The sequence below is a fragment of the Trinickia sp. EG282A genome (assembly GCF_040965455.1).
Classification (GTDB): Bacteria; Pseudomonadota; Gammaproteobacteria; order Burkholderiales; family Burkholderiaceae; genus Trinickia; species Trinickia symbiotica.
On record NZ_JBFRCC010000003.1, the window covers coordinates 35,842 to 56,966 of the forward strand.

General features: G+C 62.7%; 18 protein-coding genes. 11 read left to right on the top strand and 7 right to left on the bottom strand.

Annotated features, from left to right (window positions below):
* Window positions 1-48 precede the first annotated feature (48 nt).
* The 4 genes from AB4Y31_RS14585 (at window position 49) to AB4Y31_RS14600 (ending at window position 3,923) form a co-directional block, all read left to right on the top strand.
* A complete protein-coding gene (locus AB4Y31_RS14585) occupies window positions 49-1,782 on the top strand; it encodes a ClcB-like voltage-gated chloride channel protein (RefSeq protein WP_368674542.1) in 1,734 nt (577 codons plus the stop codon).
* Between the two features lie 164 nt (window positions 1,783-1,946).
* The gene (locus tag AB4Y31_RS14590) at window positions 1,947-3,284 is read left to right on the top strand and encodes a C45 family peptidase (RefSeq protein WP_018441680.1); all 1,338 of its coding nucleotides are present in this window, start codon (window positions 1,947-1,949) and stop codon (window positions 3,282-3,284) included.
* Between the two features lie 98 nt (window positions 3,285-3,382).
* Window positions 3,383-3,646, top strand: coding sequence for a hypothetical protein (locus AB4Y31_RS14595; RefSeq protein WP_083925672.1), 264 nt, complete (start codon window positions 3,383-3,385; stop codon window positions 3,644-3,646).
* A 49-nt stretch (window positions 3,647-3,695) separates the two neighbouring features.
* Entirely contained in the window at window positions 3,696-3,923 is a 228-nt protein-coding gene (locus AB4Y31_RS14600; protein WP_018441678.1) for a DUF2795 domain-containing protein, read from the top strand.
* 105 nt (window positions 3,924-4,028) lie between these two features.
* On the opposite strand, the gene AB4Y31_RS14605 is transcribed toward AB4Y31_RS14600, so the two are convergent.
* Window positions 4,029-4,637 (bottom strand): TetR/AcrR family transcriptional regulator, encoded by a 609-nt coding sequence (locus AB4Y31_RS14605; RefSeq protein ID WP_026229848.1) that lies wholly within the window; start codon window positions 4,635-4,637, stop codon window positions 4,029-4,031.
* A gap of 290 nt (window positions 4,638-4,927) precedes the next feature.
* On the opposite strand from AB4Y31_RS14605, the gene AB4Y31_RS14610 reads away from it, so the two are divergent.
* From AB4Y31_RS14610 to AB4Y31_RS14635, 6 genes are all read left to right on the top strand, one after another.
* The gene (locus tag AB4Y31_RS14610; RefSeq protein WP_368675289.1) at window positions 4,928-6,010 is read left to right on the top strand and encodes an efflux RND transporter periplasmic adaptor subunit; all 1,083 of its coding nucleotides are present in this window, start codon (window positions 4,928-4,930) and stop codon (window positions 6,008-6,010) included.
* The gene (locus AB4Y31_RS14615; RefSeq protein ID WP_368674543.1) at window positions 6,007-9,219 is read left to right on the top strand and encodes an efflux RND transporter permease subunit; all 3,213 of its coding nucleotides are present in this window, start codon (window positions 6,007-6,009) and stop codon (window positions 9,217-9,219) included. The genes AB4Y31_RS14610 and AB4Y31_RS14615 overlap by 4 nt, the downstream gene beginning before the upstream one ends.
* Before the next feature lie 2 nt (window positions 9,220-9,221).
* Window positions 9,222-10,670: an efflux transporter outer membrane subunit gene (locus tag AB4Y31_RS14620; RefSeq protein WP_368674544.1), complete on the top strand. Its 1,449-nt coding sequence runs from the start codon at window positions 9,222-9,224 to the stop codon at window positions 10,668-10,670.
* 220 nt (window positions 10,671-10,890) lie between these two features.
* Window positions 10,891-11,658, top strand: coding sequence for a hypothetical protein (locus AB4Y31_RS14625; protein WP_368674545.1), 768 nt, complete (start codon window positions 10,891-10,893; stop codon window positions 11,656-11,658).
* A gap of 166 nt (window positions 11,659-11,824) precedes the next feature.
* Window positions 11,825-12,052: a hypothetical protein gene (locus AB4Y31_RS14630; protein WP_368674546.1), complete on the top strand. Its 228-nt coding sequence runs from the start codon at window positions 11,825-11,827 to the stop codon at window positions 12,050-12,052.
* Between the two features lie 277 nt (window positions 12,053-12,329).
* Window positions 12,330-13,010 (top strand): hypothetical protein, encoded by a 681-nt coding sequence (locus AB4Y31_RS14635; RefSeq protein ID WP_368674547.1) that lies wholly within the window; start codon window positions 12,330-12,332, stop codon window positions 13,008-13,010.
* A gap of 83 nt (window positions 13,011-13,093) precedes the next feature.
* Here the strand turns inward: AB4Y31_RS14635 and AB4Y31_RS14640 are convergent, their stop codons facing one another.
* The 4 genes from AB4Y31_RS14640 to AB4Y31_RS14655 all read right to left on the bottom strand — a co-directional run bounded on the left by AB4Y31_RS14640 (window position 13,094) and on the right by AB4Y31_RS14655 (window position 17,205).
* A complete protein-coding gene (locus AB4Y31_RS14640; protein WP_368675290.1) occupies window positions 13,094-13,912 on the bottom strand; it encodes an ABC transporter permease subunit in 819 nt (272 codons plus the stop codon).
* Window positions 13,912-14,841 (bottom strand): ABC transporter permease subunit, encoded by a 930-nt coding sequence (locus tag AB4Y31_RS14645; RefSeq protein ID WP_368674548.1) that lies wholly within the window; start codon window positions 14,839-14,841, stop codon window positions 13,912-13,914. Before AB4Y31_RS14645 ends, AB4Y31_RS14640 begins: the two co-directional genes overlap by 1 nt.
* Window positions 14,838-15,992, bottom strand: a complete 1,155-nt coding sequence (locus AB4Y31_RS14650; RefSeq protein ID WP_368675291.1) for an ABC transporter ATP-binding protein — start codon at window positions 15,990-15,992, stop codon at window positions 14,838-14,840. The genes AB4Y31_RS14645 and AB4Y31_RS14650 overlap by 4 nt, the downstream gene beginning before the upstream one ends.
* Before the next feature lie 133 nt (window positions 15,993-16,125).
* On the bottom strand, window positions 16,126-17,205 hold the full coding sequence (locus AB4Y31_RS14655; protein ID WP_368675292.1) for a polyamine ABC transporter substrate-binding protein: 1,080 nt from the start codon (window positions 17,203-17,205) through the stop codon (window positions 16,126-16,128).
* 455 nt (window positions 17,206-17,660) lie between these two features.
* On the opposite strand from AB4Y31_RS14655, the gene AB4Y31_RS14660 reads away from it, so the two are divergent.
* On the top strand, window positions 17,661-17,864 hold the full coding sequence (locus AB4Y31_RS14660; protein WP_368674549.1) for a DUF1289 domain-containing protein: 204 nt from the start codon (window positions 17,661-17,663) through the stop codon (window positions 17,862-17,864).
* A 130-nt stretch (window positions 17,865-17,994) separates the two neighbouring features.
* Here AB4Y31_RS14660 and AB4Y31_RS14665 read toward each other — a convergent pair whose 3' ends face one another.
* Together AB4Y31_RS14665 and AB4Y31_RS14670 are read right to left on the bottom strand one after the other, a co-directional pair.
* Window positions 17,995-19,437, bottom strand: a complete 1,443-nt coding sequence (locus tag AB4Y31_RS14665) for an aldehyde dehydrogenase family protein (RefSeq protein ID WP_368674550.1) — start codon at window positions 19,435-19,437, stop codon at window positions 17,995-17,997.
* Between the two features lie 64 nt (window positions 19,438-19,501).
* On the bottom strand, window positions 19,502-21,094 hold the full coding sequence (locus tag AB4Y31_RS14670) for an ABC-F family ATPase (RefSeq protein WP_026229844.1): 1,593 nt from the start codon (window positions 21,092-21,094) through the stop codon (window positions 19,502-19,504).
* Window positions 21,095-21,125: the final 31 nt, after the last annotated feature.

The window sequence follows — 21,125 nt, forward strand, 5'->3', positions numbered from 1 at the left end:
GCGGCTCGATGCTATTCTTGCGCTCGACCGATCTCAGCCAAGGCCGCCGTGCTCTCATTCCTGCTTCGCCTGCGTACCCGCGCCCAAGCGTTGTTCAGCCTCTCCGAGGCGCACACGATGCTGCTTTGGGCCGTCGTCACAGGCGTGTTGGGCGCGTTCGCGACGGCCGCGTTCCGCCGCTGCATCGACTTCTTTCAATGGGTTTTCACCGGCCGATCGGGTAGCTTCGTCGAGATGGCGCGCGCGCTGCCGTGGACCACGCGCATCTTTCTGCCGGCCATCGGCGGCCTCATCGCCGGGTGCTTCCTCCTCTTGGCCGCGCGCCACGCCGATAAGCGCGCGAACACCGACTACATGGAAGCGATCGCGATTGGCGACGGCGTGGTTCCCATCTGGCAGAGCCTCTGGCGCAGCGTCTCGTCCCTCTTCACGATCGGCTTCGGCGGCTCGATCGGCCGTGAGGGCCCGATGGTCCAACTTGCCGCGCTTGCCGGCTCGGCCATCGGCCGACTCGTGCATTTCGACCCTGATCGGTTGCGCCTGCTCGTCGCCTGCGGCGCCGCGGCCGGCATCACATCGGCCTACAGCGCGCCGATCGCCGGTGCGTTCTTCGTCACGGAAATCGTGCTCGGCTCCATCGCGATGGAGAGCTTCGGCCCCGTCGTCGTGGCGTCCGTCGTCGCCAATATCACGATGCGCGAATTCGCCGGCTATAAGCCGCCGTACGAGATGCCCGAGTTTCCGGCGATCGCGGGAGTGGAAGTGCTCCTCTTCGTCGCGCTGGGATTCCTCTGCGGCGCCGCGGCGCCGCAGTTCCTGCGCCTGATCGACTTTTCGCGGGCGAGCTTCAGGCGTCTGCCGGCTCCGTTGCCGGTGCGGCTCGCCGCGGGCGGCCTCATCGTCGGCATCATCTCGGTCTGGGTACCGGACGTCTGGGGCAACGGCTACAGCGTCGTCAACTCGATACTCCATTCGCCGTGGACCTGGGTGTCGCTCGTCGCTGTCTTGATCTGCAAGATCGTCGCGACGGCCGCCACGGTCGGCTCGGGTGCCGTCGGCGGGGTGTTCACGCCGACGCTGTTCGTCGGCGCGACGCTCGGCTCTCTCTTCGGGCTTGCCGCGCATTCGATCTGGCCGCACGGCACCTCGGGTGCCTTCGCCTATGCGATGGTCGGCATGGGCGCGTTCCTCGCCGGCGCGACGCAGGCGCCGCTCATGGCAATCCTGATGATCTTCGAGATGACGCTCAGTTATCAGGTCGTTTTGCCGCTGATGCTCTCATGCGTGGTCGCGTACTTCGTCGCGCGCGCCATGGGCAAGACGTCGATGTACGAGATCACGCTGCGGCGGCACGCCGACGAGGAAGAGCGCATGCGGCTGCGCGCGACTCAGATGCGCGAGCTCATCAGGCCGGCCGAGACGATCGTCCCGCTGACGGCGAGCGTGCAGGAAATGACGCGGATCTTCCTCGAGTACCCGGTAAAGTACCTGTATGTGACCGACGACGACGGCTGCTTTCGCGGCGTGGTGGCGCTCAAGGACATCACGTCGGACCTGCTGGAAAAGCGCGACACGTCGTCTTGCACGGCGGCCGACTATCTGCAGCCCGAGTTCGCGATTCTTACTCCAGACATGCCGATCAGCGTGGCCTTGCAGCACTTCCTCGCGTTCCGGGGCGAACGCTTGCCCGTCGTCGCCAGCATCGATGCGCCGAAACTGATGGGCGCCGTCTACAAGACCGCCCTGCTCGACGCCTACCGTCGGATGAATCCGACGCCGTAAGCGCGGCGCCGAGGCTGGCAAGTGCCACTCCTCCCTCACCCCACCCGATGCGAAAGCGCGGCGTTTTTTCTACAATGAAGTAACGACCGCAAAAATGCGCAGGGTTCCGCGCAAAACGAAGCCTGACGAGCGCTTAGCGGCCGATTCGTCGATTCGGAGCGAAGATGAGCGAACCGTCCCTCGATGCCGTGCGGCGCGACCATGCCGGCTGGATTTTCGTCCACATCGAAGGTGAGCCGTACGACCGCGGCGAGCAACACGGGCAACTGCTCGCAACCGAGATCCAGAATGCCATTCGGACTGCGAAATATCTCGCGCGCTGGGATACGGGCGAGGACTTCGAGACGTTCACGGCGGCGGCGCTCGAGCAGTTCGGGCCGCGGCTCGACACCGAGTTCAGAGATGAAATCCAGGGCATCGCGGCGGGCGCGAAGCTGCCGTTCGCCGAGGTGCTCGCCTGGAACGGCTACATGGACTTGCTGCAAAGCTGGTGGCCGACGAAAGTCGCGGCGCGCGAGCCTCGACTCGGCATGAAGCCATGGCGCGGGCGCCGCGGCCATCATTGCAGCGCGTTCATCGCGACGGGCAGCGCCACGCGCGACGGCGGCATCGTCATGGCGCACAACTCATGGGACCGCTATGCGGCAGGCGACGCGTTCAACGTCGTCTTCGACATCGTTCCGGATTCGGGCCATCGAATCATCATGCAGGGTCTGCCCGGGTGCATCTCGAGCCTGACCGACTTCTGGATCACGTCGGCCGGTCTCATGGTCACGGAGACGACGATCTCGAATTTCGCCGGCTACAACCCGGCCGGGGCGCCGGAGTTCTATCGCTCGCGGCGCGCCACGCAGTACGCGAATTCGATCGGCGAATGGTGCGAGATGTTTGCCGTGGCGAACAACGGCGGCTACGCGAACAGCTGGCTCCTCGGCGATCTGAAGACGGGCGAAATCGCGCGCTATGAGCTCGGTCTTCACTATTCGGGATTCGAGAGCACGAAAGACGGGTTTTACAGCGGCTACAACACCGCAACCGACCTGAAAATCCGCAACCAGGAGTGCATCGGAGAAGGAGAGGACTACACCGACGTCCGCAAGAACGGCGCGCGGAGGCTGCGCTTCATGCAGCTCGCCGACCAGCACCATGGCAAGATCGACATCGAACTCGCGAAGCAGATGATCGCCGATCACCACGATGTCTATCTCGACCGTGGCGACAACCCATGCTCGCGCACCATCTGCGGGCATCTCGAGCTCGACGATGCGCGCTTCGGCGGCTCCGACCAAGGGCCGTTCAACCCCTGGGGCGCCAACGACGGTAAGGTCGTCGACAGCAAGATGGCGCGCGAGCTCGCCTTCTGGGCGCGGTGGGGACATCCTTGCGGCAGGCCGTTCGACGCGCAGGCGTTCATGAAGCGCCATCCGCAATGGAACTGGCTCAACGGATACATGCGCGACCGGCCATCCTGGCCGTGGACGCGCTTCGAAGTGCTGCGTTAAGGGGGCTCACAACTGTCCTTGGCACGAGGCATGCTGCTTGTTGGCCGACCGCTGACAGAGTCAATCAGCGACATGCCGTATCGAGAAGGAGGTCGAGCATGAAAGTCTCGACAGTGACGAGTATGGCCTTGCTTTCGGCATCGTGCTTCGCGGCACCGATACAAACCACGGCGCTCGACAGCCTCACCGCGCGCGCCGCAATCGCGGCGGCGCGCGCAGATGCCGCGCCCGTCGCTCCGCCCGCGCCCGACGTCGCCGCGGACGCCAACTTCGCGAAACAACACTGGGCGCGCATCAAACTCCCGAAATCCCACAGTCTGGCCAGCCACTTCGCGCCGCACGAGCGACAGTCACGGACTTGAAGCTCGAAGCGCGCAACGGAATTGAACGGTCGACGGAGAAAAAATACCCATGACGACATCGGCAATCCCCGAAGAACCCATCGATTTGCAGATCGCGGACGTGCTGCATGCCGTCCGATATCCGGCCAACAAGGATGAGATCGTCGAAGTGGCGCGCGCCGCCGGCGCGAGCAACGAGCTCATTTCGATTTTCGATGGACTGCCCGAACAGGATTACGCGAACGTCGATTCGGTCACGCGGCTGATCGGCAGCAATTATGGGCCGGGGGTGTTCTAGTCGTGCACGCACTAGCTCTCTGACTCCGCTCGATTCCGTTCATTCCGGCAGCGAGCCGCATCGCATCACATTGCTCTCGGCGAAACCGCCCCGCCCGCGTTTCAGTCAGGTCAACAGCAAGCGAGCGAAGAACCCCGCAAGCACCGTTTTACTGACTTCGTCGGTCACCGTCTGCGGATCGGTCATCCGAAAGAATTGCATGCCTTCACAGAGGCTCACGAGCCCGAGTGCCAGTGTCTCCGGCGGCAGCGGCAGGGGCGTGCCGGCGCGCTCCGAGAACGATTTGATGTAGGCCGCGACCCACTCGAGTTTTTCATTTCTGAAAGCATTGAACCGCACTCGGAATCGCGCGTCGCGGCTCGCCAACAGCTTTGCCTCGACCCAGAGCGGGAAGAAATCGTCTTCGAGTGGCAGCTGGCTGTAGTACTCGACGGCGCGCGCTTCCATCTGCTGGCGCGTGCCGCCCTCTTCCATGATCGACTGAAAGCTCGCCTGCAGGTCGTCGCGCTCGCGCCGCAAGAGCTCGATCAGCAGTTCCGATTTGCTGTCGAAGTTCGAGTAGAACGCACCGCGCGTGTAGCCGGCGGTCTCGGCGATGTCCTCCACGCTCGTGGCGACGAACCCCTTCTTCATGAACATCGCACGCGCGGCCTCGAGCAGACGCTCGCGCGTCTGGTCCCGGCTCTCTTCGCGTGTCAGGCGTTTTCGCTTCATGTCGAAAATTTTAGCATCGCGGCACGCTGACATTCAGCTTTGCACTCAAATACAACTATGTATTAGAATGCACCCGTAAATATGAGACGACGACTCCGCTATGTTGGTCGCGTACGAGCGGTGCGCCGCGTCTCGCGGTGTCCTCGGCGCCGTTTCCTACCTCCCTACGATCGTCACTTCACAAGGCAGGCATCGTGAGTCGTGTCAGAACCCATCCGTCGAATGCGCCGCGCAGGCGCGCTTGCGTCGCTGCTTCGGCGAGCGAACGCAAGCGGCTCAGAGCCGGCACCATGCTCGCCGTCTGCGCGGCTTTGACGTTGAGCGCCTGTCATCCGCGCGAAGCCGCCGCGCCGGCGCCGAAACCCGTCGTCGCGCTCGCCGTGCACCCCGACGGCCGCCCGCCCGCCGCGTCGCTGCCGTGCCAGATCGAGGCGCGCTACAGCAACGTGCTTTCGTTCCGCGTCGCGGGCAAGATCGTCGATCGGCTCGTGCGGCTCGGCGATAGCGTGAAGGCAGGCCAGGTCGTTGCGCGGCTCGATGCAGCCGACGCTCGCAAGAACGTCGCAAGCGCACAGGCACAACTCGATGCCGCCGAACACCGCCTCGTCTACGCAAAGCAGCAGCTCGACCGCGATCGCGCGCAGGCGCAGGAAAACCTGATCGCGCCGACGCAGTGGGAGCAAACGCAGGACGCCTACGCGTCGGCGCTTGCGCAGCGCGATTCGGCGCGGGCGCAACTCGCCCTGGCCGCCGACCAGCTCGCCTACACGACGCTGACGGCGGATCATGCCGGCGTCGTCACCGAGGAAAACGCAGACACCGGCCAGAACGTCACGGCAGGTCAAGCCGTCTATAACCTCGCTTGGAGCGGCGATGTCGACGCCGTTTGCGACGCACCGGAACGCATCCTTTCGGCGCTGGCGGTCGGCCGCCCCGCCAAGATCGCACTGCCCGCGCTACCGGGAAAGACGTTCCCCGCGCGCGTACGCGAGGTCTCGCCCTTAGCCGACCCGCAAAGCCGCACCTATCGGGTCAAACTCACGTTGCAGGCGGCCGATGCCGCTCTGCGTCTCGGGATGACGGCCGTCGTTGCGTTCGATTCCGTCGATGAAGCGTCAGAACACGTCTTCACATTGCCGGCGACGGCGCTCTTCCACGACGGACAGCGGCCGGCCGTGTGGGTCGTGGGCGCAGGCGCCGACAGGCTGGAGCTGCGCTCCGTCACCGTTGTGCGCTACGACGAGCGCACGATCTCGATCTCGGGCGGCTTGCACGACGGCGAACGCGTGGTGCTTCAAGGCGTGCACACGGTCAGTGCCGGCGAGCACGTGCGCGCGGTCGCGCCGCTTCATCCCGAGGACATCGGATCATGAGCGCGGCGGAGCACGGCCACGCGCACGATGAGAATGCCGGGCGGCGCGGCGCCTCGTTGAAACCGGCCGCTCAAAGCGAGGACCGATTCAACCTTTCCGCATGGGCGCTGCGACATCAGGCACTCGTCGTCTTTCTGATCGCGCTCGCCACATTGGCCGGCATCCTCGCTTACACGCGGCTAGGCCAATCCGAGGATCCACCCTTCACATTCCGCGTGATGGTGGTCCGCACACTGTGGCCCGGCGCGACGGCGCGACAAGTCCAGGAGCAGATCACCGACCGGATCGGCCGAAAGCTGCAGGAAACGCCGCATATCGACTTCCTGCGCAGCTACTCGCGGCCCGGCGAATCGATGATCTTCTTCAACATGAAAGATTCGGCGCCCGTAGCCGATGTGCAGGAGACGTGGTATCAGGTGCGAAAAAAGGTCGGCGATATCGCTTCGGCGCTGCCACCGGGCACGATCGGGCCGTTTTTCAACGACGAATTCGGCGATGTCTACACCAACATCTACACGCTCGAAGGCGATGGCTTTTCGCCCGCTCAGCTTCACGACTACGCCGATCAATTGCGCACCGTGCTGTTGCGTGTGCCTGGCGTCGCCAAGGTCGACTACTTCGGCGATCCCGACCAGCACGTCTACATCGAAATCTCGAACGCAGAGCTGACGCGGCTTTCCATATCGCCAACCGAGCTGGCTCAGGCGATCAACGCGCAAAACGCCGTCGCCTCGGCCGGCACCGTGACGACAGCCGACGATCGCGTGTTCGTCCGGCCGAGCGGTCAGTTCGGCGACGTGCGCGCGCTCGCCGACATGCTGATCAGCATCAACCATCGGACGTTCCGGCTCGGCGATATCGCGACGATCAAGCGCGGCTACGATGACCCGCTCGTGACGCAAATGCGTGCCGATGGCCAGGCCGTGCTCGGCATCGGCGTGACGATGCAGCCGGGCGGCGACGTAATCCGGCTCGGCCGGGCGCTCGACGCGCAGTGCGTGGAGCTGCGCGCGCATCTGCCGGCCGGTCTGAAGCTGACCGAGGTGTCGAGCATGCCGCACGCCGTCGCGCGCTCGGTCGACGACTTTCTCGAAGCCGTCGGCGAAGCGGTCGCGATCGTGCTCGTCGTGAGCCTAATCTCGCTCGGGGTGCGGACGGGGATGGTCGTCGTCATCTCGATCCCGATCGTGCTCGCCGTCACTGCGCTTTGCATGTACCTGTTTGGCATCGGGTTGCACAAGGTATCGCTCGGCACGCTCGTGCTCGCGCTCGGGCTACTCGTCGACGATGCGATCATCGCCGTCGAGATGATGGCAGTGAAGCTCGAACAGGGATGGAAACGCACCCGCGCCGCCGCTTTCGCCTATACGAGCACGGCGTTTCCGATGCTGACCGGCACGCTCGTGACCGTCTCCGGCTTCCTGCCGATTGCGCTCGCGAAATCGAGCACCGGAGAGTACACGCGCTCGATCTTCGAGGTATCGGCGATCGCGTTGATCGCTTCGTGGTTCGCCGCCGTCGTGCTGATCCCGTTGCTCGGCTATCACTTGTTGCCCGAGCACAAGCATGCGAAGCAGCGCGCCGCGGGCTCGGCACAACCGCACCCGCACGATGCGGAACACGAGGTGGACATTTACGACACTCCGTTTTATCGGCGGTTGTCGACGTGGATCTCCTGGTGCGTGGAGCGTCGATGGATCGTGCTCGCCGTCACGGCCGCGCTCTTCATCGTAGCTTTGGCGGGCTTCGCGCTCGTGCCGCAGCAGTTCTTCCCGAGCTCCGACCGGCCCGAGTTGCTCATCGACGTGCGACTGCCCGAGGGCGCCTCTTTCGACGCGACGTTGCGCGAAGCCAAGCGCCTCGAAAAGACGCTCGACGGCCGGCCCGAAATCGACCATTTCGTCGACTTCGTCGGCACCGGCGCGCCTCGCTTCTATTTGCCGCTCGACCAGCAGTTGCAGCAGCCGAACTTCGCCCAATTCGTCGTCACCGCTAAAAGCGTAGAAGACCGCGACAAGCTGGCGCGCTGGCTCGATACCACGCTGGAGAACGATTTCCCGACCGTGCGCACACGGCTGTCGCGACTCGAAAACGGCCCGCCCGTCGGCTTCCCGGTCCAGTTTCGCGTGAGCGGTGACGATATCGGCACCGTGCGCGCGATCGCCGAAAAGGTTGCGGCCACGATGCGCGCCGATACGCGCACGCGCAACGTTCAGTTCGATTGGGACGAGCCGGCCGAACGCTCGCTTTCCTTCGAGATCGATCAAATGAAGGCGCGCCAGCTCGGCGTGACCTCGCAAGATGTCTCCAGCTTCATCGCGATGACGCTGTCGGGGTACACGGTTACGCAATATCGCGAGCGTGACAAACTCATCAGTGTCGATCTGCGCGCGCCCGAACGCGAGCGCGCCGACCCGGCCCGCCTCATGAACCTGGCAATGCCAACTCCGAACGGGCCGGTGCCGCTCGGCGCGCTCGGGCATCTGCGCAACGGTCTGGAGTACGGCGTGGTCTGGGAGCGCGACCGTCAGCCGACGATTACCGTGCAGGCCGACGTACGGGGCAACGCGCAAGGCATCGACGTGACGCACGACCTCGATCGCACGCTCGCTTCAGAGCGAGCGCAACTGCCGCTCGGCTATCGGATCGAAGTCGGCGGCTCCGTCGAAGAAAGCGCAAAGGGGCAGACGTCGATCAACGCGCAAATGCCGCTCATGCTGATCGCGGTCTTCACGCTGCTGATGATCCAACTGCAAAGCTTCTCGCGCGTGCTGATGGTCGTGCTGACCGCGCCGCTCGGGCTGATCGGCGTCGTCGCTACGCTTTTGCTCTTCGGCAAGCCGTTCGGCTTCGTCGCGATGCTCGGCGTGATCGCCATGTTCGGCATCATCATGCGCAACTCGGTCATTCTCGTCGATCAGATCGAGCAGGACATCGCGGCGGGCCAGAAGCGCTTCAGCGCAATCGTCGGTGCGACAGTCCGGCGTTTTCGGCCGATCACGCTGACAGCCGCCGCCGCGGTGCTCGCGCTGATTCCGCTCTTGCGCTCGAACTTCTTCGGTCCGATGGCGACCGCGTTGATGGGCGGCATCACGAGCGCAACCGTGCTGACACTTTTCTATCTGCCGGCGCTCTATGCAGCTTCCTTCAAGGTACGGCGCGACGAGCGCGATGCGCTGCCGGCTGAGCCAGAGCACGCGGAGAATTGATCATGAGGCTCGTGCACTCTACGTTCACCCTTACGGCCAGCGCGGCATTCGTTCTCGCCGCCTGCTCGTTCGGCCCGAGCGGCGATCCGCCGGCCATGCCCTCGCCCGCGCACTATGGCGCTGGGCCTCAACCGGCGCGGACAGCCACGGCGGGAGGTGTCGCGCAACAGTTCGACATCGGCGCCGAGCCCGTGCCGCAATGGTGGCGCCTTTATCGCTCGGAGGCCCTCGATGCGCTCGTTGAGGAGGGTTTGCGCTCGAGCCCGACGTTGGCCGCAACCGAGAAGTCGCTGGCCGCGGCGCATGAGCAATTGCGAGCGCAGATCGGCTCGTCGCTGCTGCCCACGATCGACGCCGCGGGACAAGCCACGCGCGAGCGCTACCTCGGCATACCCGCGGCGGGCCCCAACACGGTGACCTACGACGTATTCGTCGGTCAGATCGAGGCGCACTACACGTTCGACCTGTTCGGTGCCGTGCGCTACGCCAATGCGGCGCTCGGCGCGCGTATCGACCAACAGGCGTTCCAACTCGAGGCGGCACGGCGAGCGCTGGCCGCCAATATCGTCGGCGCGGTGATCAACGCGGCGACGCTGGACCGACAGATCGCGATTACCGAGCGGCTCGTCGCGCTGGCGAACGAAACCGCCAATGAGGACGAACGGCGTCACGCGCTCGGCGCCGTGACGCATACCCAGGCGCTCGCCTCCCGGCAGAATGCGCAGACCATCGCTGCGACGCTAGCCGGCTTGCGACAGCAGCGCGCGACGGCCGTCCATGCGCTTGCCGTGCTGATCGGACGCACGCCCGATGCGGCTCCGGCCATTCCCGACTTGACGAGCCTGACGCTGCCGGAGCACGTGCCCGTCGTCGTGCCGTCGGAATTGTTGCGCACGCGGCCCGACATCCGGGCGGCTGATGCCCTGGTGAAAGAAACCGCGGCGGAGGTCGGCGCAGCCACGGCACAGCTATTTCCCAGCCTCTCGCTGACGGCCTCGATGGGCCAGGGCGGATTCAGCTGGCCGGCTGCGGTCTCGGGGGCCGGCGCGATCTGGAGCCTCGGCGCCGGGATTTCGCAGCCGATCTTTCATGGCGGAGCGCTGCGCGCGCAGCGGCGCGCGGCGATCGACAGCTACGATGCAGCCGTTTCGCAGTATAAGGCGACTGTCCTATCAGCCTTTCAAAATATCGCGGATACGCTCGCAGCGCTCGAACACGATGCTGAGGCGCTCGCATCGTCCGAGGCCGCGGCGCAATCGGCACGCACCGCGTTCGACGAGACGGCGGCGCGCCAGCGTCTCGGCGCCTTGGCTCCTCCCGCCGCGCGCTCCGCCGAGCAAGGGTATCTGAACGCGAAAATCGGCGCTGTTCGCGCAAGGAGCGCACGCTTCGCCGATACGGCGATGCTTTTTCAGGCGCTGGGAGAAGCGTCTGCGTTGAAAAATCCCTAATCTTGGAAAAAGGCAGTCTATTTGGACGACCCCAATTTCGTCAGGGCCGCGTCCTATCAAAATAGACAGGTCACTCAGACGACTCAAAGAACTAAGGTGGGCACCAGGTAACTCGGATGACTCGTGCAGCATTACATGCCCAATTCGCATGAACCATGAACCGCCCGCTCGTCGCCCCCCGGCTCCTATCGTCCGTCCGGAGCGTCTTGACGATCAAAACTTGACCGAGAAACAGGAAGGCGAGGCGCTGCAGCACGCCCCGGTCAGGTCACTCGCGCCGCTTCTAAAACGCAGGAACCTGAAGATTGCACCGCTCGGGTTGGACGTCGGCGCCGAGATAAGGAAAAAGCAAGAAAAACTTGCAAACGTACGCGCAGTTTCAGAAGAAAGTGATTATTTTCATGGTTCACGCTCCGGAAGCCTGGTCTCGTTTCACCGCTCTACGGAAGAAGCAATACGAGGATGTTTGCTCCCTATGGGCGTCCTGTTGGAGCATAACGCAGCAGTTTTCACGGGCGAGCGCGGCAATTCTCTCGAGGATAAGGCATTCAATAAGAAGTACCTTTCTGTGGTGGCAGAACTCAACATCGATGGAGCCGTTGATTATGCCACGAATACGGCGTTGGCATCGAACGACATTATCAAACCACCAGATCTACGGACCTTTGGGTCATTCGTGGACAAATCCACGCGACTGAGAAAAACGGCAGAATGTAAGCTTGACGAGTTGGGCCAAGCTGACCAAGAGGCGACAAGACTAATAACATCGAACTTCCCCGTCGTCTATGGGTTAAAGCCGAAATCTGGCAAAAACATAGAAGGTGTAAGTTTGAGCATTGGTGATGAGGTCGGCATTGAAGGCGGGTGCACGAGTGATGAAATCAAAATAATTTTCGTTCCTGATGAAGAAGTGCCATCTGTGAAGAAATATCTTGAGCAATGCGGCTTTTGGTTGCCGGTAAAGGCACTGTCGGCTCTTCCAAAGTAAAGAAACCTTGTTTCGGCTCTCGCACTCGACGGCAAGTTCACTTCCTAATCCCCATACCGCGCGAAGGACTAAAATGTACACATAGTCCTTATCGCCAAAAAAGCGCTCGGTGTCAGGGCACGCGTTTAGTATAGTGAGATCAGCTGCACGCCACGGAGCGAGGGCAATGAGAGCTTTGCAAAGTAAAGCCAACGAAGCCGTCAATCGGTGGATATTGATCGATAAACCGCGATTCCGCACAATAGGCATCCTCCATGCTGTCTATACTCGCATGAGGCTTTTCTTGCGTTATTCCAAAGTCGCTTTTTCTGTTCCGGGCATCGGCTCAATTTCAATGCGCTTCGCGTGGACGATTTTGCATCTGGGTGAGCGAAAGAACAGGCCTCGCGCCTAAACGTAGCCCTTGCAATCGACCTCATTCGCCGCGGCAGACGAATATGATGCGTAGTCTCGAAAAAGCGCCAAGCAAGAGCAGACATCATGCGGAACGCCACGACGTCAGCGATGCCCCGCTCCGCGCGCTCGACTCGCCGGAAAATACGGCACTGAGGCGTTTCGATTCACTGGATCTACGCTACGCCAATTCCGCCAGGGCGCCGTTGGCGCGACGCAACAGTGCACCGGCGATTCTTGTCAACGACGGTCCATCCGCGGCGTCAACCCGCGCAAGTATGTCAGCGCCGACAGAAGGCCAAGTCAGCCTTGACATGCCTCCCGCGCTTGCGCTGCAAGGCGCGAGCAACTGGCAGCAACGCGTATCCAGGTACGCTCCGGTGCCGGACTATCTCGCGGCAGTGACGGCAGCATTGGGATTCAGGTTACCTCCCCGAGCGGCGATGTGGGTGGACGCGGCAAGCGGCGTCCTCTGGAGTGGCAGCGCGGGCATGTCCGAACTCGGCAATATGCAGCCCCGCAGCCTGCCGGCGACTGCCAACAATGTTCTGAACGCGGGTGCCGGCCTCGTGAGCGCTGTTGCGCCGTTCACCTCGGGCGCGACTCAGGCCGCTCTCGACTATGCCGGTTCAGTGGTATGGGAACTCAGCGCGTTTGCGACGATAGGGCGCGCAGCATTCGACACATCGAACAGCAGGGTCCGGAGAGGGCTGGCGGCGGCGAGCGGTGCGGCGAATGTCGCGGCGGCCGCCTTCGCTGCCGCGGCTACACGAGCATCCCAGGACAACGATTCGGCGACCGCCATCCGCTATGGGACGGTATCCTCAGGTCTCTGGATCGCAGGTACGACGTTGTCGTTAGTGGCAGACTGTATGGCGTCGAGGACGGCGTTTGACGAGACGTCCACCACGGCGACATATCAGCCGGCGCAGCGGTACGCCTTCAACGAAACACCATAATCCCCAAATGCCACGAAAGCGTAACCCGGATGACGAGTTGACCCCAGAGGTCGAATATCGCAATCTGATTCCCTCGGTCGGCCTCAAGCCACGCCCGCCAACCTACTCTTCTCCGCCCTAAGCATGAAGTAGTTGATTACGACGACACCGACCGTCACAACGGCGATGAAAAGCGTCGCGAGCGCATTCATCTCGGGATTGAGCCCGAGCCTCACGCGCGAGAAAACAACGAGTGGCAGCGTCGTCGACCCTGGCCCGGAAAGAAACGCGGACAGCACAAGGTCGTCGATCGACAGCGTGAACGACAGCAGCCACCCCGCCATCAGCGCTTGAGAGATGAGCGGCAACGTGATCGCAAAGAAGACCTTCAACGGCGTCGCCCCGAGATCGAGCGCCGCTTCCTCGAGCGACGGATTCAGATCGCGCACGCGCGACTGGACGATGATGGCCACATACGACATGCAAAGCATCACATGCCCGATCCAGATCGTCGTGAACCCTCTTCCCTCCGGCCAGCCGAGCCACTTTCCCATCTCGATGAAGAGCAGCAGCAGCGAAATGCCCTGAATCACCTCGGGAATGACGAGCGGCGCGTTGATCATCCCTGTGAAAAGCGTGAATCCCCGGAAACGTCCCATGCGCGCGAGAACGAAACCGGCCCACGTGCCGATGACCACCGAAGCGAACGCCGTCGCGAGCGCGATACGCAGCGACAGCCAGAAAGACGTAATGAGCTCGTCGTCCTGAGCAAGCGCGGCGTACCAGCGCGTCGAAAAGCGCGTCCAAACCGTGACGAGCTGCGACTCGTTGAACGAGTAAACGACAAGGCTCAGGATCGGAATGTAGAGAAAGGCGAAGCCGATGCCGAGCGCGATCAGCTGCAACGTGCGGTTCGGTTTTATCATCGGCGCGCTTCGAGTTGTTTGGCTTGTTGGTGCTGAAAAAGTGCCATCGGCACAAGCAGCAGTATCACCATCGCGCAGGTCACGGCGGACGCCATCGGCCAGTCGGCGTTGTTGAAGAACTCGTTCCACATGACGCGGCCGATCATCAGCGTATTCGCGCCGCCGAGCAGTTCAGGAATCACGTACTCGCCAACAGCGGGAATGAACACGAGCAGGCAGCCCGCGATAATGCCGTTCCTCGAAAGCGGCAGCGTAATCTGCACGAAAGCCTTCCACGGCTTCGCGCCGAGATCGTAGGCGGCCTCCAGCAACGTCAAGTCCATCTTCACGAGGTGCGCGTAAAGCGGCATGACGAGAAACGGCAGATACGAGTAGACCATCCCGATATAGACCGCGGTGTTCGTGCGATAAAGCTCGATCGGGGCGTGAATGAGGCCGATCGCCATCAGGAAGTTGTTGAGCAGTCCGTTGTTCTTCAAAATCCCGATCCACGCGTACACGCGAATCAGGAACGAAGTCCAGAACGGCAGCATCACGGCCATCATCAGAATGTTCCGCGAACCGGGGCTCGAGCGCGCGATGTAGTAGGCCATCGGATAGCCGAGCAGCAGGCAGAGCAGCGTCGTCACGGCCGCGACGATGACCGAGTTGATGTAGGTCGCGAAGTAAAGGCTGTCGCTCAGCAAGAACGCATAGTGCGCGAGATTGAGCGAAATCTGGACTACGCCCTCCTTGATGCTGACGAGCTCGGTATAAGGCGGGATGCCGAGCTGCAACTCCGCGAAACTGATCTTGACGACGAGCAGGAACGGCACGAAGAAGAACAGGAGCAACCATATGAACGGGCCGGCGATGACGGCCGTATTGCCTGTCAGCCTGAAGCGCCGCGCGGGCCATGCGGCGAACGAGAGCATCATCTGTTTCATGCGGTCAGCACCACGCCGGCGGATGCGCTCCAGCGCACATAGATCTCGTCGTTCAATTGCGGCGATTCGATCTCGGAAAGCGCAAGGCTCGAGACGTTCGCGATCACGGTCTTACCCGAATCGAGCCTCACGTGATAGAGCGAATAGCCGCCCAGATACGCGATGTTGGCGACTGTGCCACGCCCCCAGTTGTAAGCACCCTCGGGCGGTTTGCGCGTGAGCGCGATGCGTTCGGGCCGCACGGAAATCGTGACCGGCATTCCGAGCGGCCCCGTGATGCCGTGGTTCACGTAGAGCCTGCAGGGCAGCTCGTCCGTTTCGACGAAAATATGATCGGGTTCATCCTCGACGACATGGCCGTCGAAAAGGTTCGTCGAGCCGATGAACTCGGCCGAGAATCGCGTGTTCGGATATTCGTAGACTTGGTTAGGCGTGCCGAGCTGGACGATTTGCCCCTCACTCATGACGGCGAGCCGGCTCGCCATCGTCATCGCCTCTTCCTGATCGTGCGTAACCATGATGCAGGTGACGCCGACGCGATCGAGAATATTGACGAGCTCGATTTGCGTGCGCTGGCGAATCTGCTTGTCGAGCGCGGACATCGGCTCGTCGAGCAGGAGCAGCTTCGGCCGCTTGACAAGCGAGCGGGCGAGCGCGACACGCTGCTGCTGCCCGCCCGAAAGCTGATGCGGCTTGCGCTTGGCGAAACGCGTCATCTGAACGAGTTCGAGCGCATCCTGCACGCGCTCCTTCAGCTCGGCCTTCGCCACACCCTCCTGCTTCAGCCCGAAAGCGACGTTCGCCTCGACAGTCATATGCGGGAAAAGCGCATAGGACTGGAACATCATATTGACCGGGCGCCGGTACGGCGGCATCTGGGCCAGGTCCTCGCCGTCGATCAGGATCTTGCCCGACGTGATCGCCTCCAACCCGGCGAGCATGCGCAGCAACGTGGACTTGCCGCAGCCAGAGCTGCCCAACAGCGCGAAGAGCTCGCCCTTCGCCACCGATAAGCTGACGTTGCGGACGGCGACCGTTTCGCCGAATTTCTTCACCACGTCCACGATCTGGACGAAGTTCTCGGCCGACGCCGGAACTGTCGACGTGGGACGCGCGGCGGTCGCCGCCTGCCGGACCGACTGATCGCTCATGATCTCCTGCATGACTCCATCGTTTGACGTACAAAGCCCCCGGCTGGGTTCCGGGGGCTCAATTACGAGGGCTGCCGACCCCGATAGGGTGTCGTGTCGGCATTCGCTCGTTCCATCGCGTGCTATCGGCTAATCAGCGACCCGTCTTGAATTCGGTCCAGAGCCGCGTTTGCAGCCGCTGGATATCGACCGGCAGCGGCTTCAGCAGGAACAGCGTCTTGACGACGTCCGGCGGCGGGTAGACGGCCGGATCCTTCGCAATGTCCGGCTTCACGTATTTCTTGGCCTCGGCATTCGCCGTCGGGTAATAGACGGCATCGGTGATCGCGGCGTTGACTTGCGGCGTCTCGATGTAGTTGATCCAATCGTGCGCGGCGTCCTTATGCGCCGCGTCCTTCGGAATCGCCATCACGTCGAACCAGACAGGCGCCCCGCCCTTCGGGATGTAGTACTCGATCTCGTACGCTTTCTTCGCTTCCATTGCGCGATGCTTGGCGATCACGACGTCGCCGGACCAGCCGTAGGCGAAGCAGATGTCGCCGCCGACCATATCGTTGATATAGCCCGACGAATTGAACTGCGTGATGTAGGGGCGGATCTTCTTCAACATCGCGAGCGCGGCCTGGTAATCGGCCGGGTTCGTCGTGTACGGATCCTTCCCGATGTAATGGAGCGCCGCCGCGAACATCTGGTCCGGCGCGTCGAGCACCGAGACGCCGCAGGCTTTCAACTTCGAGATGTTTTCCGGCTTGAAGAGAATGTCCCAGCTATCGAGCGCGGCTTTCGGGCCGAGGATCTGCTTGACCTTCGTCACGTTGTAGCCGAGGCCCGTCGTGCCCCATGCCCAAGGCACGACATACTTGTTGCCTGGATCGGCACCGGCAACGAGCGCCATCAGTTGCGGATCGAGATACTTGAGGTTCGGCAGCTTCGCTTTATCGAGCGGCGAGAAAATGCCGGCCTGGATCTGCTTGCCCGCGTAGTTGCTCGTCGGCACGACGATGTCGTACCCCGAGTTGCCCGTCAGCAGCTTCGCTTGCAGCGTATCGTCGCTGTCGTAGTTGTCGTACTTGACCTGAATGCCCGTTTCTTTCGTGAAGTTCGGAATCGTGTCCTTGGCAATGTAGTCGGACCAGTTATAGACGTTCAGCTGCGTGTCCTTCGCCATCGCCCACGGCGCCGCCAACAGCGCGAGCGCCGCGAGCCCGCTCATTACCCGTTTTCCCATTCCGTTCTCCGATCCGCCGGCCGGTACCGGCCGTCTGCCCGCTCGACACCGCAGCGCCACGCGCGCGGCCCCTTCCGAAAACTTCGAAACCTATCACCAATTGTGGCTGCCGAACGAAAAAACGCCAGCAGGCCAGCCCGGCTGTCGCGCAAACCGCACAGCGGTCGTCATGCCCGGCACGCTTCGCTCCCCCAAATCGCGCGCAATTTTAGCCGGTTATGCGCCGGTGTCTAGCTGAAAAAATTGCTTTTTGGCCTTTCGGCCAGTTTGTCGCGACGAAATCCGGAGGGGAAGCGTTGGCGAGGCGCAACCGGGCAGCACGTCGATTCCCGTTGCACCAATAGAGGGCCTGTCGACGCGCCGCACGATTGAGCGCCGAAGGGGAGCCGACGGCGGGATCGGTTAACATGACGGCTCCCACGCATGCCTCAGATCTTTCAATGCCTTCAGACCTCCACGATCGCCCGGACAGCCCCTGCATCGGCGTGTGCTCCACGCTCTTCGACGACGTCTGCAAAGGCTGCGGGCGGACCGCGGTGGAAGTCTCAAACTGGGTCTTCATGTCGGACGACGAAAAGCGCGCGGTCTGGTCGCGGATCGAACGCGAAGGCACGGCCGTGCGGTTCAAGTACGACAAGCTTTAAATACGCCGCTCGGGCCCGCGGCAGACGACGGCGGCTGGTTCGAATCGTGTGGTCGATGTATCTCCGAGCCGTGCGGCCGCAGCTTTGCCCGATGCATCGAGCGAGCGCTGCAAGCCGCGTAAGCCGCCTGCTATCGGCCGCCCGGCTTCACGAGCTTGAACTGCATGGACTTGTATTCGAGATACTCCTCGAGGCCGTACTTGCCGTTCTCGCGGCCATATCCCGATTGTTTGAAGCCACCGAACGGTGCTTCCATGTTCCAGGTCCCGCCGTTGATCTCGACTTGGCCAGTCCGGATGCGGCGCGCTATGCGCAGCGCTCGCTCGTCGTCCCCGGCCCAGACCGCGCCGGAGAGCCCGTAGGGCGAATCGTTGGCGATACGAACGGCCTCCCCCTCGTCTTCATACGTCAAGATCGACAGGACAGGGCCGAAGATCTCCTCTTGAGCGATCGTCGCCTTGGGATGAACGCCGCCAAACACTGTCGGCTTCACGAAGAAACCTTTCGAAATGCCATCGGGCATACCGGTGCCGCCGGTAATGAGCTCGGCGCCTTCCGCGATGCCGCGTTCGATGTAGCCATAAACCCGCTGGAGTTGCGCGGCCGATGCCAGCGGGCCCAGCCGCGTTCGTTCGTCGCGGGGGTCTCCCGCCACATAGTCTTCGGCCGCGGCTTTCGCCAGCGCGCAGGCCTCGTCGTATCGCGATTCCGGCACGAGCATCCGGGTGTGCGCGGAGCAGGTCTGCCCCGAGTTCAGATAGCAGGCCGCGACCGTGCTTTTGATGGCGGTCGGGAAATCGGCATCATCGAGAATCAGCGAGGCCGACTTACCGCCGAGCTCGAGCGCGACGCGCTTGACCGTGGCCGCGGCCAGCTCCGCGACACGCTTACCTGCGCGCGTCGAGCCCGTGAACGAAACCATATCGACGAACGGATGGCTCGCCACGATCTCACCGACGACGGGGCCATAGCCGCTGACGATATTGAAGACGCCCGCAGGCAACCCGGCCTCCTCGATGGCTTCCGCGAGGACGAATGCATTGAGCGGGGCGACTTCGGAAGGTTTGAGCACGACGGTGCAGCCGGCAGCCAGCGCGGGGGCCACTTTCAGCGTGATCTGATTGAGCGGATAGTTCCACGGGGTGATGGCCGCGACGACACCGACGGGCTCGCGTACGACGAGTGAATTGTCGGCGCGCTCGTCGAATCGAAACTCGCGCGCGAGCCGGGCGTAGGCTTTCCAGTTGTAGACGGCGGACCCGACCTGTATGGCGCGCGTGAGCTTGATCGGCATGCCGACTTCGCCGCAGATGAGTTGAGTCAGCTCTTCGGTTCGCGCCTTGACGGCTTCGGCGATCTTCTGCAGGTACTCCGCGCGCCTCTCGGGCGGCGTGGCGGACCAGCCATCGAAAGCGAGCTTGGCCGCTTCGACGGCGGCTTCCGCATCGGCCGCCGTCCCTTCGGGAATGCGGCCCATGACCTCCTCGGTGGCCGAATCGATCACATCGATCGTGCCGCTCCCGGCGGGCTCGAGCCACTTTCCGCCGACGTAAAGGTGCGCGTACGTTTTCATCGCGGCCCCGCCTCTTCGGTTGGATCCGCTTATTCTACTCACCTGGCTCGAATTGGCTCCCGGGTTACTGCAACCCTTGACTCGCGAGGAAATCCTCGTAGTTCCCGCCGAAGTCGACGAGCGTCCCGTCTGTGCGGACCTCGATGATGCGATTCGCCAGGCCGCTGACGAACTCGCGGTCATGCGAAACGAAGATCAGCGTGCCTTCGTACTTGTCGAGCGCGATCTGCAGCGATTCGATCGACTCCATGTCCATATGGTTGGTCGGCTCATCCATCAGCAGCACGTTGTGGCGGCCGAGCATCAGCTTGCCCCAGATCATGCGGCCCTTCTCGCCGCCCGACAGCACCTTCACCGATTTCTTGATGTCGTCGCCGCTGAACAGCAGGCGGCCGAGCGTGCCCCGCACCATCTGATCGTCATCGCCCTCCTTGCGGTAATCATCGATCCAGTCGGTCAGTGTGACGTCGTCGGGAAACTCCTCGTAGGTGTCTTGCGGCATGTAGCCGACGTTCGCATTCTCGGCCCACTTAACCGTGCCGCGATCGACGGCGAGGTTGCCGAACAATGAACGCAAAAGCGTCGTCTTGCCCGCGCCGTTTTCGCCGATGATCGCGATCCGCTCGCCCGGCTGCACGGAGAGGTTGAAATTCTCGAAAATCGTGCGGTCGTAGCGCTTCGTGATGCCGTCGGCCACCACGGCGATGTTATGGAGCTTCTTCTCGTACTCGAAGCGAATGAACGGGTTCTGCCGCGACGACGGCTTGAATTCCTCGATCTTGATCTTATCGATCTGCTTCAAGCGGCTCGTCGCCTGGCGTGCCTTCGACTTGTTCGCCGAGAAGCGGCGCACGAAGTCCTGCAGATCGGCAATACGCTCCTTCGCCTTCGCATTCGCCGCGGCCTGGCGCTCACGGGCCTGCGTCGATGCGAGCATGTAGTCGTCGTAGTTGCCCGGGTAGACCTTCAGCGTGCCGTAATCCATGTCCGCCATGTGCGTGCAGACCTGGTTCAGGAAGTGACGATCGTGCGAGATGATGATCATCGTCGAGTTGTACTCGTTCAGCACGTTCTCGAGCCAGCGGATCGAATTGATGTCGAGGTTGTTGGTCGGCTCGTCGAGCAGCAGCACGTCAGGCTTGGAGAAAAGCGCCTGCGCGAGCAGTACGCGCAGCTTCCAGCCCGGCGCAATGTTGCTCATCGGGCCGTTGTGGTCGTCGATGTGGATGCCGATGCCGAGCAGCAGTTCGCCCGCGCGCGCCTCGGCCGTGTAGCCGCCGTACTCCGCGAATTTCGCCTCGAGCTCGGCGGCGTGCATGTAATCGTCGTCCGTCGCCTCGGGATTCGCATAGATCGCGTCGCGCTCGGTCATCGCGGCCCACATCTCCGTGTGCCCCATCATGACGACATCGAGCACGCGCACGTCCTCGTAAGCGAACTGGTCCTGCCGCAGCTTGCCGAGGCGCACGTTCGGCTCGAGCATGACCGTGCCCGCGCTCGGCTCGAGATCGCCGCCGAGAATCTTCATGAATGTCGATTTCCCGCAGCCGTTCGCGCCGATGAGGCCGTACCGGTTCCCTTCCCCGAACTTGACCGAGATGTTCTCGAAAAGGGGCTTCGGCCCGAATTGCATGGTGATGTTGGCGGTAGACAGCACGGCGCGAGTCCTCGGAATGACGTTCGACGAA